At 40.1% G+C, this 15576-nt stretch carries 14 protein-coding genes; 8 read left to right on the top strand and 6 right to left on the bottom strand.

Features of this window, described 5'->3' with window-relative positions:
• Nucleotides 1–24: 24 nt before the first annotated feature.
• Complete coding sequence (locus tag PR800_RS10775) at nt 25–447, top strand: DUF411 domain-containing protein (RefSeq protein ID WP_102138971.1); 423 nt, start codon at nt 25–27, stop codon at nt 445–447.
• A 48-nt stretch (nt 448–495) separates the two neighbouring features.
• Here PR800_RS10775 and PR800_RS10770 read toward each other — a convergent pair whose 3' ends face one another.
• Nucleotides 496–1488, bottom strand: a complete 993-nt coding sequence (locus PR800_RS10770) for an aldo/keto reductase (RefSeq protein WP_166266634.1) — start codon at nt 1486–1488, stop codon at nt 496–498.
• 199 nt (nt 1489–1687) lie between these two features.
• Nucleotides 1688–2464 carry a peroxide stress protein YaaA gene (gene yaaA / locus PR800_RS10765; protein ID WP_272530782.1) on the bottom strand — a complete coding sequence of 259 codons (777 nt, stop codon included), beginning with the start codon at nt 2462–2464 and terminating at the stop codon, nt 1688–1690.
• A gap of 282 nt (nt 2465–2746) precedes the next feature.
• On the opposite strand from yaaA, the gene tal reads away from it, so the two are divergent.
• Together tal and mog are read left to right on the top strand one after the other, a co-directional pair.
• Complete coding sequence (gene tal / locus PR800_RS10760) at nt 2747–3700, top strand: transaldolase (protein ID WP_102138974.1); 954 nt, start codon at nt 2747–2749, stop codon at nt 3698–3700.
• A gap of 190 nt (nt 3701–3890) precedes the next feature.
• Entirely contained in the window at nt 3891–4472 is a 582-nt protein-coding gene (gene mog / locus PR800_RS10755; RefSeq protein WP_102138975.1) for a molybdopterin adenylyltransferase, read from the top strand.
• Between the two features lie 79 nt (nt 4473–4551).
• On the opposite strand, the gene satP is transcribed toward mog, so the two are convergent.
• Complete coding sequence (gene satP, locus PR800_RS10750) at nt 4552–5118, bottom strand: acetate uptake transporter (RefSeq protein WP_166266640.1); 567 nt, start codon at nt 5116–5118, stop codon at nt 4552–4554.
• Nucleotides 5119–5453: 335 nt separating this feature from the next.
• Between satP and dnaK the strand changes: the two genes are divergently transcribed.
• Nucleotides 5454–7364 (top strand): molecular chaperone DnaK, encoded by a 1911-nt coding sequence (gene dnaK / locus PR800_RS10745; RefSeq protein WP_210844346.1) that lies wholly within the window; start codon nt 5454–5456, stop codon nt 7362–7364.
• A 110-nt stretch (nt 7365–7474) separates the two neighbouring features.
• Nucleotides 7475–8608, top strand: a complete 1134-nt coding sequence (gene dnaJ, locus PR800_RS10740) for a molecular chaperone DnaJ (protein ID WP_102138977.1) — start codon at nt 7475–7477, stop codon at nt 8606–8608.
• Nucleotides 8609–8675: 67 nt separating this feature from the next.
• On the opposite strand, the gene PR800_RS10735 is transcribed toward dnaJ, so the two are convergent.
• Together PR800_RS10735 and PR800_RS10730 are read right to left on the bottom strand one after the other, a co-directional pair.
• Nucleotides 8676–10076 (bottom strand): amidohydrolase, encoded by a 1401-nt coding sequence (locus PR800_RS10735; RefSeq protein WP_102138978.1) that lies wholly within the window; start codon nt 10074–10076, stop codon nt 8676–8678.
• A 114-nt stretch (nt 10077–10190) separates the two neighbouring features.
• Nucleotides 10191–11039: an EamA family transporter gene (locus tag PR800_RS10730; RefSeq protein ID WP_102138979.1), complete on the bottom strand. Its 849-nt coding sequence runs from the start codon at nt 11037–11039 to the stop codon at nt 10191–10193.
• Nucleotides 11040–11427: 388 nt separating this feature from the next.
• Here PR800_RS10730 and nhaA point away from each other — a divergent pair, with 388 nt between their 5' ends.
• Together nhaA and nhaR are read left to right on the top strand one after the other, a co-directional pair.
• Nucleotides 11428–12603: a Na+/H+ antiporter NhaA gene (nhaA, locus tag PR800_RS10725; protein WP_272530781.1), complete on the top strand. Its 1176-nt coding sequence runs from the start codon at nt 11428–11430 to the stop codon at nt 12601–12603.
• Nucleotides 12604–12797: 194 nt separating this feature from the next.
• A complete protein-coding gene (gene nhaR, locus PR800_RS10720) occupies nt 12798–13721 on the top strand; it encodes a transcriptional activator NhaR (RefSeq protein WP_102138981.1) in 924 nt (307 codons plus the stop codon).
• A gap of 53 nt (nt 13722–13774) precedes the next feature.
• Here the strand turns inward: nhaR and rpsT are convergent, their stop codons facing one another.
• Nucleotides 13775–14035, bottom strand: coding sequence for a 30S ribosomal protein S20 (rpsT, locus tag PR800_RS10715; RefSeq protein WP_004914688.1), 261 nt, complete (start codon nt 14033–14035; stop codon nt 13775–13777).
• A 587-nt stretch (nt 14036–14622) separates the two neighbouring features.
• Here rpsT and ribF point away from each other — a divergent pair.
• A complete protein-coding gene (gene ribF, locus PR800_RS10710; protein ID WP_231068862.1) occupies nt 14623–15561 on the top strand; it encodes a bifunctional riboflavin kinase/FAD synthetase in 939 nt (312 codons plus the stop codon).
• Nucleotides 15562–15576: the final 15 nt, after the last annotated feature.

Raw genomic sequence — 15576 nt, 5'->3', positions numbered from 1 at the left:
TTATTATTGATAAGGTAAATAGCAATGAAAAAGATAATTTTAGGTGGAATGTTTTTACTCTCATTTTCTGCATTTTCTCAAAACCAGAGCGTGCAATTGTATAAAGATGCAAATTGTGGCTGCTGCCAATTATGGGGAGAAGGGGTTAAAAAAGCAGGGTATGACGTTGTGGTCAATGAAATCAGTTATGATGACTTGAACAAACTGAATGATGAGCTGAATGTGCCATACAACTTACGCAGTTGCCATATCGCTAAATACAAAGGTAAGGTGATTGTTGGTCATGTTCCTGTCAGCAGTCTTGATGCGATTGATACCTTACCGGCGGATGTGGTAGGAATTTCTGTTCCGGGTATGCCAATTGGTAGCCTAGGGATGGAGCAGCCGGATGGCCGTACTCAGCCTTATTCTGTGGTGCAGTTTAAAGCAAATGGGGAATATCGTTAATTAAGATAAAATTTATTAAGTTGCAGGGTTATCTGCAACTTATTGGTTTTATTCGCTTTCTAATATTAATTCGATGGCTTTGAGTTCTTCTTGCGTAAAATTACGATTTTTTAGGATCCCCATTGCATCATCAATTTGGCTAATACGGCTTGCACCGATGAGAACGGAAGTGATCCTATCATGTCTAAGTAACCAGGCTAAGGCCATTTGGTTTAACTTCTGCCCTCTTTTTACCGCCAATTCATTCAATTGTTTAACTTTTGATAAAATGGTTGAGGTGAGCCTTTCAGGGGGTAAAGAAGGGTTGCCTGCCGCGCGTGAATCAGCAGGAATGCCATTAAGGTAGCGATCAGTTAAAATTCCACCGGCTAGCGGAGAATACGCAATAGAGCCTACCCCTTCTTCTTCCAGTAAATCGAGTAAATCTTCTTCGGGAGTGCGTTCTAGCATGGAGTATTTAGGTTGGTGGATCAGGCAAGGGGTCCCCAATTCATTGAGAATACCAATTGCTTCTTTGGCTAAATTGGTTGGGTAATTAGAAATTCCTACATACAGGGCCTTTCCTTGGCGAACAATGAGATCTAGCGCTCCCATGGTTTCTTCTAATGGGGTATTGGGGTCAGGTCGATGATGATAAAAGATATCCACATAATCCAAGCCCATTCGCTTCAAGCTTTGGTTAAGGCTTGCAACCAAATATTTTTTACTTCCCCAGTCACCATAAGGGCCATCCCACATAGTGAAACCCGCTTTTGATGAAATGATCATTTCATCACGATAAGGCAGAAAATCTTGTTGCATGATTTGGCCAAATGTACTCTCGGCAGATCCAGGAGGTGGCCCATAATTATTAGCCAGATCGAAATGGGTGATCCCAAGGTCAAAAGCATGACGAAGCATGGCTTGGCAGTTATCAACGGGTTTGTTATTACCAAAGTTGTGCCATAACCCTAATGAAATGAGTGGTAATCGTAACCCGCTACGGCCACATAAACGATATTCCATTTCGTTATAGCGCTTTGATGATGCAACATAAGGCATACTTCACCTCCAAAATAGTGGGTAAAACCTCAACTTATACTGTCATAAAGCTAAAAAGCAGGCTGAGGAATCAATGCTAATTTGTTATTGGCTAGAAAGTTTATAAATAAACTGTGATAGAGCTGGAAAAAAGAATGAAGTATTTTGAAATACGTGGGTATCGGCTGTGTGCCAGTCCCCACGTTTTATGTATTAAGAATTAAGCTTGTTCTGAACGAGTAAATACCAGCTCGTTACCTTTAGATTGGCTTTCATCAAATTGATAGCCTTCCAAATTAAAATCAGTCAGTTGGTCTGTTGTCGTCAATTTATTTTGGATAATAAAGCGGCTCATTAAACCCCGCGCTTTTTTTGCATAAAAACTGATAACTTTATATTTACCATTCTTTTCATCAAGGAAAACAGGTTTGATGATTTGACCATCCAATTTCTTCGTATTCACGGATTTGAAGTACTCATCAGAAGCTAGGTTGATCAATATTTGGTCTTTCTGTTCTGCTAAGGTGTGATTTAACTGTTTGGTGATAATGTCTCCCCAAAACTCATACAAATCTTTTCCGCGGGTATTTTTTAAACGAATTCCCATTTCTAAGCGATAAGGCTGCATTAAATCTAGCGGTCTTAAAATACCGTAAAGACCTGATAATATGCGTAAATGGGATTGGGCAAACGCAAAATCGTCTTGCGAAAAGGTTTCAGCTTGCATTCCAGTATAAACATCCCCCTTGAAAGCGAGGATCGCTTGGCGTGCATTTTCTGGGGTAAAGTCCGCATGCCATTCTTCAAAACGAGCAGCGTTGAGCCCTGCAAGTTTGTCACTAATTTTCATTAAACTGGCGATATCCGAAGGGGTTAACTTACGACAGACATTAATTAATTTTTGAGACTCAGTGAGTAATTCAGGCTGAGTAAATTGCTGCGTCGCAAGTGGGCTTTCGTAGTCTAATGTTTTTGCAGGTGAAATTGTAATAAGCATGACTTGACCCTTTATAAAGAATGATACTGCTTACTTTAGCAAAAATTCTTCCTAATTGGGTAATTGATACGATAAGCCAAACCAATATTATTCTTTATTACAATAAGGGCACAGTATAACTTGCTAAAAGGATTCAGTTTCTAATTGGCTAGCGAAACCGATTGCCAATCAAATAGTTGCTTTTGACTAGATTTACTTGCTTGCAGCAATATGGATGCATGATATTATCTGTAGACGGTGCGGCGATAGCCACAATTCCTTTATAACAACGAGATTAAAGAAATGACCGATAAACTAACCTCACTACGTAGTCTGACAACCGTTGTTGCTGATACTGGCGACATCGAAGCGATGAAGCTTTATAAACCACAAGACGCGACCACAAATCCATCGCTGATCTTAAATGCTGCACAAATTCCTGAGTACCGTAAATTAATTGATGAAGCGGTAGAATGGGCACGTAAGCAAAGCAGTAATCGTGAGCAACAAATTGTTGATGCTTGTGACAAACTGGCTGTTAATATCGGTCTGGAAATTCTGAAATTAGTTCCGGGTCGTATTTCTACTGAAGTTGATGCGCGCCTTTCTTATGATGAAGAAGCTTGTATTACTAAAGCGCGTCACTTAATTAAAATGTATAACGATGCAGGCATCAGTAATGACCGTATTCTGATTAAACTAGCTTCGACTTGGCAGGGTATCCGTGCTGCAGAGAAACTGGAAAAAGAAGGCATTAACTGTAACCTGACCTTATTATTCTCTTTTGCTCAAGCACGCGCTTGTGCGGAAGCAGGTGTATACCTGATTTCTCCATTTGTGGGCCGTATCCTTGACTGGTACAAAGCGAATACAGATAAAAAAGAATTCGCACCACATGAAGATCCAGGTGTAGTTTCTGTTACTGAAATCTACAATTACTACAAAGCTCACGGTTATAAAACTGTGGTTATGGGCGCAAGCTTCCGTAACGTGGGTGAAATCATTGAGTTAGCAGGTTGTGACCGCTTAACTATCTCCCCAGGCTTATTGAAAGAACTGTCTGAGTCACAAGGTGAATTAGTCCGTAAACTGACTGATACAGGTAAAACTCAAGAGCCAGGCGCTAAGTTAACTGAAGCTGAGTTCTACTGGCAGCACAACCAAGATCCAATGGCGGTTGATAAACTGTCTGACGGTATCCGTAAGTTTGCAGTAGACCAAGAAAAACTGGAAAAAATGATTGCAGATTTACTGTAATTTATTTCGTTTTTTCTTAAAACCCAGCCAGTTGGTTGGGTTTTTTTATGCCTATTTTTCATTGAGTTAGTTCTCAATTTCAAGATATAAAATTGAGGTCGCTGTATGCAAAAGCGCATCATGCTATGATAATGCTCCTGTTTATCCATTAGTAGACAGTTTCTGAATTGATCAATTTTTTGAGGTTTGTATGAATGAATTGCGCATAGGTCTGGTTTCTGTTTCTGATCGTGCTTCGAGTGGTATTTATGAAGACAAAGGTATTCCAGCACTAGAAGAGTGGTTAGCAAAAACGCTGACAACCCCTTTTCGTATCGAAACTCGCCTGATCCCTGATGAGCAAATCATGATAGAGCAAACATTATGTGAGCTGGTGGATGAATTTGCTTGCCATTTAGTCCTCACTACTGGTGGCACAGGGCCCGCTCGTCGCGATGTCACGCCTGATGCAACCCTTGCGATTGCTGACCGCGAGATGCCGGGTTTTGGTGAGCAAATGCGCCAAATTAGCCTGAAATTCGTCCCTACTGCGATACTATCACGTCAAGTGGGGGTAATACGCAACCAAGCTCTGATTTTAAATTTACCTGGACAGCCTAAAGCGATTGCGGAAACTCTGGAAGGTTTAAAAGACAAAGAAGGGAATGTGGTAGTTTCTGGTATTTTTGCCAGTGTTCCTTATTGCATTCAATTACTTGATGGCCCTTATGTAGAAACAGACCCTACAATTGTGAAAGCGTTCAGACCTAAATCGGCTATTCGCTCTGAGTAGTCTTTTAATGTAATCAGGTGAGACTTAACTCACCTGATTAATAATATTTAATGCATAAAATCACATACGTTAGTTAAATTTAACCACGCTGGCCAATCGGTAATACTGTTTTGCCATATTGCTCATTTAATATTTCCGCAACTGCTAAATAAAATGCGCTAGCACCACAGATAATTCCTTCAAAACCTGCAAATTTTAGTAATGCTGCATTTCCTGTAATATTACCGATTGCTAATAAAGCGAATAATATAGTTAAGCTACCGAAGACAAATTGCAAAACAAAATTAGCTTTGAACGTTCCTAAAAACATGAAAAAGGTAAAAATTCCCCAAATAGCGAGGAAAACACCTAAAAATTCAGGTGAAGTTGCTTCGGCTAATCCCATTGATGGTAAAAATAATAAACCCACTAATGCAATCCAAAACATACCGTAAGAGGTAAATGCAGTTGCACCGAATGTATTGCCTTTTTTGTATTCAATCAGACCCGCAATAAATTGAGCAATACCACCATAAAAAATGCCCATACTTAAAATAACGGATGAAAGAGGGAAAAAACCTGCGTTATGAATATTCAGCAGGATGGTTGTCATACCAAAGCCTAGTAAACCAAGTGGGCCTGGATTTGCAAGAGAGCTAGACTGCATATAACCTCTGGTAAAATATAAATAATTCAAATAGATAAGAAACAAAAAGTTTTGCCAAAGTGACAGCGGCGGCGCATCATACGCAGTTTTAATTGTTTAAACAATGATCACAAGACAGGTTTTTTTGCAATAAATGCAAATTTTTTTGATTCTCCCCCTTGATGAATGAATTTGTGACCCCATCTTAAAAGCATCAACTGATATCAATCCAAATTATTGCGTATTGAAAAATAATTTAGGCTCTGAGTGAAAACTCCCTTGAAAATGAAATATTGAGCCTCATATAGATTGATATCGAAATCATAGTGAAAAGAATTCCTTTGGAGGCGTTTTAGATGGGTAAAATCATTGGTATCGACTTGGGTACAACTAACTCATGCGTTGCAATTATGGATGGTACTACAGCTCGTGTTCTGGAGAACAGCGAAGGTGATAGAACGACTCCTTCCATCATTGCGTACACTCAAGATGGTGAAATTTTAGTTGGTCAGCCAGCAAAACGTCAGGCTGTGACTAACCCAGAAAATACTTTATTTGCAATCAAACGTTTGATTGGTCGTCGTTTCCAAGACGAAGAAGTTCAGCGCGACGTTTCTATCATGCCATATAAAATCATTGCGGCTGATAACGGCGATGCTTGGTTAGATGTGAAAGGCCAAAAAATGGCTCCACCACAAGTTTCAGCTGAAGTTCTGAAAAAAATGAAGAAAACAGCAGAAGACTATTTAGGTGAGCCAGTAACAGAAGCGGTTATTACTGTTCCTGCTTACTTTAACGATGCTCAGCGTCAAGCAACTAAAGATGCTGGCCGTATCGCGGGTCTAGAAGTAAAACGTATTATTAACGAACCAACAGCTGCGGCATTAGCATATGGTTTAGACCGAGAAATTGGTAACCGTACTATCGCGGTATATGACTTAGGTGGTGGTACCTTTGACTTATCAATCATCGAAATCGATGAAGTTGATGGTGAAAAAACCTATGAAGTTCTGGCTACCAATGGTGACACACACTTAGGTGGTGAAGACTTTGATACACGTTTAATTAACTATTTAGTTGAAGAATTTAAGAAAGAACAAGGTGTTGACCTGCGTAACGACCCGTTAGCAATGCAACGTCTGAAAGAAGCTGCAGAAAAAGCGAAAATTGAGCTGTCTTCTGCACAACAAACAGATGTTAACCTGCCGTATATTACAGCAGATGCAACAGGTCCTAAACACATGAATATCAAAGTGACTCGTGCGAAATTAGAGTCACTGGTAGAAGATTTAGTTAAGCGTTCTATGGAGCCAGTTAAAGTTGCTCTGCAAGACGCAGGCTTAAGCGTGAGCGAAATCAACGACGTTATCTTAGTTGGTGGCCAAACACGTATGCCAATGGTTCAAAAAGTTGTTGCTGATTTCTTTGGTAAAGAGCCACGTAAAGACGTGAACCCAGATGAAGCAGTTGCAATGGGTGCAGCAGTTCAAGGTGGTGTTTTAGCCGGTGATGTTAAAGACGTTCTGTTACTTGACGTAACTCCTCTGTCTTTAGGTATCGAAACCATGGGTGGCGTGATGACTTCGTTAATCTCGAAGAACACCACTATCCCAACTAAACATAGCCAAGTGTTCTCAACAGCGGAAGATAACCAAGCAGCGGTAACTATCCATGTTCTGCAAGGTGAGCGTAAACGTGCAAGTGATAACAAATCACTGGGTCAGTTTAACTTAGACGGTATTCAAGCTGCTCCACGTGGTATGCCACAAATCGAAGTGACTTTTGATATCGATGCTGATGGTATCTTGCATGTGTCTGCTAAAGATAAAAATAGTGGACGTGAGCAAAACATCACCATTAAGGCTTCTTCAGGCCTGAATGATGAGGAAATCGAAAAAATGGTACGTGACGCAGAAGCAAACGCTGAAGCTGACCGTAAATTTGAAGAGCTAGTTCAGGTTCGTAACCAAGCTGACCAATTAGTTCACGGTACTCGTAAACAAATCGAAGAAGCCGGTGATAAATTACCAGCTGAAGATAAAGCGAATATCGAAAAAGCAACTTCTGAATTAGAAGTGGCAGCAAAAGGTGAAGATAAAGCGGATATCGAAGCGAAAATCCAAGCCTTAGTCACTGCATCTGCAAAACTGTTGGAAATCGCACAGCAACAAGCTCAAGCGGGCGGTGCAGCTGGCGCAGAAGCGAAGAAAGATGATGACGTTGTTGACGCTGAATTCGAAGAAGTTAACGACAAAGATAAAAAATAATGCCCTTAGCGGGCGCAGTAGCTGTAGCAAATGATAGTTAATGGTTACTGATACCGGATACGGGCGTCGAGGGAACTCTACGCCCGTTCCGCATGTTAAGGGTAAATTAAATGGCCAAAAGAGATTTTTATGAGGTATTAGGCCTCGAGAGAAATGCTTCTGAGAAAGATATTAAGCGTGCTTATAAGCGTTTAGCGATGAAGCACCACCCTGACCGTAATCAGGGAGATAAAGAGTCAGAAGATAAATTTAAAGAAATTAAAGAAGCTTACGAAGTACTTTCTGACGAGCAAAAACGTGCTGCTTATGACCAATATGGTCATGCTGCGTTTGAGCAAGGCGGAATGGGGGGCGGTGGCTTCGGTGGTGGTGCTGACTTCAGTGATATCTTTGGTGACGTCTTCGGTGATATTTTTGGCGGTGGCCGTAGACAGCAGCGCCCAAGCCGTGGTTCTGACCTACAGTACAACATGGAACTGACTCTCGAAGAGGCTGTCCGTGGAGTGACCAAAGAAATCCGTATTCCGACCTTGGAAACCTGTGACGTCTGTCATGGTAATGGTGCGAAGCCTGGGACGAGTGCAGATACGTGCTCTACCTGTCACGGTATGGGCCAAGTCCATATGCGCCAAGGCTTTTTCTCTGTACAACAACCTTGTCCAACGTGTCATGGTCGCGGTAAAGTTATCAAAGATCCATGCAACAAATGTCATGGTCATGGCCGTGTTGAAAGATATAAAACCCTGTCAGTCAAAATTCCTGCAGGGGTAGATACAGGTGACCGTGTTCGTTTATCAGGAGAAGGTGAGGCCGGAGAAAACGGAGCACCAGCAGGCGATTTATTCGTTCAGGTTCATGTATTACCTCATAATATTTTTGAGCGTGATGGTAATAACCTGCATTGTGAGGTTCCGATTAACTTTGCTGATGCAGCATTGGGGGGCGAAATTGAAGTGCCAACCCTTGATGGCCGTGTGAAACTGAAAATCCCAGCAGAAACTCAAACCGGTAAAATTTTCCGCATGAAAGGAAAAGGTGTGAAATCGGTACGTGGTGGTTTGCAAGGTGACTTAATGTGCCATATTGTTGTTGAAACCCCTGTAAAACTGAATGAAAAACAAAAAGAGTTACTCAAAGAATTTGGTGAGTCACTAGGTGGAAAGAGTGGTGAGAAGAATAGCCCGCGCTCTAAAAGCTTTTTAGATGGCGTGAAAAAATTCTTTGATGATTTAACTAATAAATAATTAGTTAATAATTGGTAATGTTAGAATGGCTGACTGAGCATATTGCCAAGTCAGCCATTTTTTTATCTTATTTTACGACTTCACCACTCGCAACTACGGTTTCGCGGACTTTGTTAGCAAAATCTTGAGCTTCTTTAATAATGGTGCCTTCATCTGCGGTCAGCAGCTGGCGGTCTTGCATCAATACCTTGCCATCAACAATAGTATGGCGAACATTAGCTCCATTTGCACCATAGACTAATGCGGCATAGGGGCTATACATAGGAACCATGTTTGGTGATTTAGTATCAATAACAATGATGTCAGCTAATTTCCCTGCTTCGAGAGAGCCTAATTTGTCTTCCATGTGTAACACGCGTGCAGAACCCATGGTTGCCATATCGACAACCGTGATCGGTGGCATTGCGGCTCTATCTTTATTGGCTAGTTTGTGAATTTTACCCACTAAGTTTAGCTCATTTAACGTCGTTAATGTATTACTCGACATCGGGCCATCCGTTCCTAAACCAACACGAATACCTTTTTCAAGCATGGTTGTGACCGGGGCGACCCCTTTAGCAGATTTCGTGTTTGCACTGATATTATGTGCGACACCAACATCATACTGTTTGAGGAGATCCATATCTTTTTCATCAACCATAATGGCGTGAGCTGCAATAACTTTATTATTCAGTGCTCCAATATCAGCCATATATTGTACAGGGCTTTTCCCTCCCGTACGTTTGGCTATTTCTTCTTGCTCACGATCAGTTTCAGCCAGGTGGATCATCACTGGCACATTAAGTTCTTGAGACAATTTTGCGATTTTCTGTAAATGCTCTGTGGTATTGGTATAAGGTGCATGAGGCGCAAAAGCGGGTGTGATACGAGGGTGATCTTTGTATTGGTTGATAAAATTCACTGCATAATTGATACCTTCATCTGCATTTTTTGCATCAGCGACAGGAAATTGAATGACAGATTCCCCAAGGACAGCCCTCAATCCAATTTTATCAACGGTTTTAGCCACTTCATCTTCAAAATAATACATATCAACGTAAGTTGTGACACCACCTTTAATCATTTCAATATTAGCAAGGTTTGCTCCAACTCGTACCATTTCACGGGAGACCATTTTGTTTTCTAATGGGAAGATATAACGGTGTAAACGGTCTGGTACATCATCGGCCAAAGAACGGAACACGGTCATAGATGCATGTGTGTGAGTGTTAATTAACCCAGGCATGACAATGTCGCCATCAACCTTCAGGATATTAGGTGCTTGATAACTTTGAGCTAGTTCAGGGCCACCAACGGCAATGATTTTATTGCCTTTGATGACAACAGTACCATGGTCAATAATTTGTTTCTGGGCATCCATTGTTAAGATGGTTCCATCGACAATAATGATGTCAGCAGATGTAGCTGCAAAGCTAGAAAAAGAAGCACTAATAATGGAAACAGCCAGTAAAGATTTTAAAAACGACATTTTGGCCTCATATCTGGTGAGAAAATATAAAAATTATGAGTAAAAAATATTAATACTATTTCTGATAAAATTAAGTTTGCTGCTTACTGATTGAATATTCAAATAATAATTTTATTAATGACTTAATTTTGCTAATAAAATACCAAAAACAATAACGACACAGGCAACGACTCGCATTACGTTGAATTTTTCTTTGAGAAAGGCAATGGATAGGAACATGGCGAAAAGTACACTCGTTTCTCTAATCGCTGCGACCATGACAATTGGCGCTTGGCTCATCGCCCATATAGCAATGCCATAGCTAATGAGCTGCATTAGCCCACCTAGTAACCCTGAACGCCAGTATTGTTGAATTCCAACAATGAAGGTACCTCGGTATTTGATAAAACCGGGTATAGCTAACACCATTCCGTTCAATAAAAATAGCCAAAGTGTATATGTCACGGGATCTTCACTTGCTCTGGCTCCATAACCATCAGATAAGGTATAACAGGCAGTAAAGAAGGCAGTTGATATGGCAAAAGCTAGAGCTTTCCCATTGATATTTAATGTGAACTTTTTCCCAGCAAAGGCAATGAGCACGACACCACTAATAATAAATAAAACACCAATAAGACCCATCAATGGAATTAATTCATTAAATAGCAACACACCTAGTAGTGCCGTTATTAATGGGGCGGACCCGCGTGATATTGGATAAATCTGGCTTAAGTCACCGTGTGTATAAGCCTGACTTAAAAAATAGGTGTATCCAATATGAAAAAGTACGGATAGGGCTAACCAATGAATAGCTTCTGGTGACGGTAGGCCAAACCAAAATATTGCGGGTACCGCTAAGACGCCAGAAAAAACAGAAATCATGACTAGGCCGAAAAAACGGTCATTGCCAAATTTAACTATGGCGTTCCAGCTTGCATGGCAGAAAGCTGCAAACAGCACAGAAAGTAATACGTAAGTTGTCATTGTTAAATTGTAATCATTAGTATTTTATTAGCAATCCAAACACATTTTTTTGCGAAGCGCTTGGCAGATATCTTGTGGATAGTCTTCCATATTTAAAATTTTTACGAAAGGTATCGAAGAAAGAAATATATGTTTTTTGCCTGCGAAGATAAAAAGTGTAGATTTTTGATACCAAAAAAATTGAATTTATAAAGTCCGTTTATCACAAAATTTATTATTTGTTTTTATAAAAATTGTCTATAGTAAAATTAACGTTTTTTTCTCATTTGCCGTGATCTCTAACCTAAATTGATCGGTAATTTCGAGTGTTAAGCGATAAATAAACGATTTTTTACGAATTAATAATTAGCATAGTATTAACATTCAAAAAAACATTGAGGTTAAATATATGACAGCAATTATTCGTAAATTTTTAAGGTTAGAAGCAGCAGGGGGCTTACTTCTGATTATTGCTGCCATAGTCGCTTTAGTGATGGCAAATTCGCCATTGCAGGGGGCTTATCAGCAATTTTTAGATATCCCTATATCAATTAAAATATCAGAATTTGGTTTAGATAAGCCTTTGATATTATGGGTTAATGACTTCTTAATGGCGATTTTCTTTTTGGTGGTTGGCCTTGAAGTAAAACGTGAATTATTGGAAGGATCCCTCGCAGGACGTGACAAAGCGATATTTCCAGCAATTGCGGCACTAGGTGGAATGATTGCTCCTGCATTAATCTATTTATTATTTAATGGTGGAGATGCAGTTACCCAGCAAGGTTGGGCAATACCTGCCGCTACAGACATTGCTTTCGCGTTAGGTGTGATGGCGTTACTAGGTAAGCGAGTACCCACAGAGCTAAAAGTGTTCTTATTGGCATTGGCTATCATTGATGATCTAGGCGTTATCGTAATTATTGCATTTTTCTATACCAGCTCAGTTTCCGTGGTTGCATTGGGGTTATCAGCACTGTGTATTGCGATCCTTTGTATGATGAATTGGCGTAGAGTAGAGAATACAGCCGCTTACTTAGTTATTGGGTTAATATTGTGGGTGTGTATTTTGAAATCTGGTGTTCATGCCACATTAGCTGGGGTAATTGTCGGCTTCTTGATCCCTTTACGTGGTACTAACCAGACTAAGCCTTCAGAAGAATTGGAGCACGTCTTACATCCATGGGTTGTTTACTTAATTCTACCTATTTTTGCATTTGCTAATTCAGGTGTGCAACTTCAAGGTGTGACTTTTGACGGTTTATTAAGCCCACTGCCATTAGGGGTAGCCGCTGGCTTGATCTTAGGTAAGCCTATTGGGATTTTTCTGTTTAGTTGGGTTTCGGTAAAACTTGGGTTTGCAAAATTACCGGAGTCGATTAACTTAAAACAAGTATTTGCAGTTTCTGTACTGTGTGGGATCGGTTTTACTATGTCTATTTTTATCACTGGCCTCGCATTTGATGGGCTTGATGAGGTGTATAGTACCTATTCACGCCTAGGTATTTTGATTGGTTCGACGTTAGCCGCGTTTTTAGGGTATTTTATGTTAAGAGTAGTGTTACCGAAACAAAAAGAACCAATCTAATACAAGCTTATTGTGTAGTTTTGCAAATTATTAGTAAGAATTTCCGAACTAATAATCTATGATATACCGTAGTGTGTTTATTAATACACTACGGTATTCATTTTAAAGGCCCTGAAAATATAGGGTACAGGTAAATGTGTATGGTCAATAGTAGTTACCATAACTAGACTAGCGACGGTACAAAAGGAATCGATATGCGGGTTTCACATCTTAATTTTAACCATCTTTACTACTTCTGGCATGTATGTAAAGAGGGCTCTGTTGTCGGAGCAGCAGAAGCGCTTTACCTGACTCCTCAGACAATTACAGGGCAAATAAAAGCGCTAGAAGAGCGTTTAGGTGGCAAATTGTTTAAAAGGCAGGGGCGAGGTTTAGTGCCATCTGAGCTTGGACAATTAATTTTCCGCTATGCAGACAAAATGTTTATGCTTAGCCAAGAAATGCTTGATATTGTCAATTACAGCCGCGAATCTAACTTACTGTTTGATGTCGGGGTTGCGGATACGCTATCAAAACAGCTAGTAAGTAAAATATTAGAAACTACGGTTGTTGAGCATGAACAGATTCATTTACGTTGTTTTGAATCAACCCATGAATTGCTATTAGAGCAGCTCAGCCAACATAAATTAGATATGATTTTATCTGACTGCCCAGTTGACTCATCGCAGCAGGAAGGCTTGTTTTCGGTGAAATTGGGCGAGTGTAATATGAGTTTCTTTTGCCGTCAGCCTATCCCTAAAAAGCCATTTCCTGAATGTTTAGAGGAACGTCGCTTATTGATCCCTGGTCGGCGATATTTGTTAGGTAGGCATATACTCGCTTGGATCCGCAATAAAAACTTGCAGGTTGAAGTATTAGGTGAATTCGATGATGCCGCACTTATGAAAGCATTCGGCATGCATTATAACGCAATTTTTGTTGCTCCTTCGCAATATACACCTGATCTTTTAGGTGGAGAAGATATTGTGGAGTTAGGGCGTTTAGAGAGCGTTAAAGAAGAATATTACGTTATTTTTGCAGAGAGAATGATCCAGCACCCAGCAGTACAGCGAGTGTGTAATAAAGATTTTTCAGATTTATTTTCAGTTCCGCTTGATAGCCTAGATAAAAAACAATAATAAATAAAAAAACCGGCATAAGCCGGTTTTTTTAAGCTAATCAAGAAGCAAAATTACATTGCTTTGATTTGAGCAACTAAGTTAGCTTTATGACGTGCTGCTTTATTTTTGTGGATCAGGCCTTTAGTAGCATGGCGATCAACAATAGGTTGCATGTCATTGAATGCTTTCTGAGCAGCTTCTTTATCGCCTGCAGCGATAGCAAGGTAAACTTTCTTGATAAAAGTACGTACCATAGAGCGACGGCTAGCGTTATGCTGGCGACGTTTCTCTGACTGAACGGCACGTTTCTTAGCTGATTTGATATTAGCCAAGGTCCAACTCCCAAATGTATTCTATTGAGGACAATTCAAAGGTCGAGGAATATGCCCTTTCGCCCTTCATTTGTCAATGGATTTGTGCAAATAAACATCGTGTACTTCGATGTTCATGCGCTGTGAATGGTGCAAGATTCTATCAGCAAATATGAGAAGAATACAGATCTTCGCGTGAAAAAATGCGTAATTGATGGCAGAAATTTAAAAAGAACTAAGACGAAAAATAATTTTTAGCTTATCAATCAATATCGAGTATGAAAATTAATCATGATGTGGTTGTTTTTTGTTCTTTTTAACCGTTCGGTTATAACCATTGAAGTATAAAACATAAAAATATAATATTTTTAGAGACCTTGGAACAAATTTGTTGTATTGATAATCCATTGGTTACCCCAAAGTTTTTGATGTTCGAATGCAATAGCTCTGTTGGGGAGCGTAATAACCCACTAATTGCATAAAATAGTGGGGAATAAGTCGTGTAGAGATCAAAAAAATAGGGTTTAATGAAACCTTTTGCGAACTAAGGTTAACCTTATGCGTCGTACAAGGTATAATCCTGCAATTTCCTCGGTATTGAGCCTGTTATGGAGCTAATTCGCGGTATACAGAATATCCGGGCGTGCCATCATGGTTGCGTGCTGACTATCGGTAATTTTGATGGTGTCCATCGTGGGCATCAGGTTTTACTTCAAAATTTGAAACTTAAGGGGGCTCAGTTAGGGCTACCAACTGTTGTGATGATATTTGAGCCACAGCCCCTTGAATTTTTTATTGGTGACAAGGCGCCTGCGCGTTTGACACGCCTGCGAGACAAAGTTAAATATCTCGCAGATAGTGGTATCGATTACCTCTTATGTGTTGAATTTAACCAGCACTTTGCATCATTAACACCTGCTGAGTTTGTTTCTGACTTACTCGTCAATAAGCTTGGTGTAAAGTATCTCGCTATAGGTGATGATTTCCGCTTTGGGAAAAATCGCATGGGGGACTTTGCTTTTTTACAACAAGCGGGTGATGAATTTGGTTTTGAAGTTGCAGATACAGAAAGCTTCTGTGATTCAGGGCTACGTATCAGCAGTACAGCGATACGTAAGGCAATTCAAGAAAATAATCTTGAATTAGCTGAAAGCCTATTAGGGCACTCTTATCGTATTAGCGGGCGAGTGGTTCATGGTAATCAACTTGGCAGAACAATAGGTTTTCCGACAGCAAACCTACCGTTAAAACGTTTAGTCACACCCGTTACTGGTGTGTATGCTGTAGAAGTTTACGGTTTAGGTAATAAGCCTTTACCGGGTGTGGCAAATATTGGCACACGTCCGACTGTATCTGGAAAAGGAACACAGTTAGAAGTTCATCTGATTGATGCAAATATGGATTTATATGGGCGTCATATCGATGTAGTGTTACGTAAGAAATTACGTGATGAGCAGCGGTTTGCTTCGTTGGAAGCGCTTAAGGAGCAAATTGCTAATGATGTAATTGCAGCGAGAGAGTATCTTACTGCAATAGGAATCAGATAATTTAGCGGAAAATTG

The sequence above is a fragment of the Providencia sp. PROV205 genome, assembly GCF_028479505.1.
Taxonomy (GTDB): domain Bacteria; phylum Pseudomonadota; class Gammaproteobacteria; order Enterobacterales; family Enterobacteriaceae; genus Providencia; species Providencia huaxiensis.
This window is presented reverse-complemented; position numbering and strand designations above follow the sequence as displayed.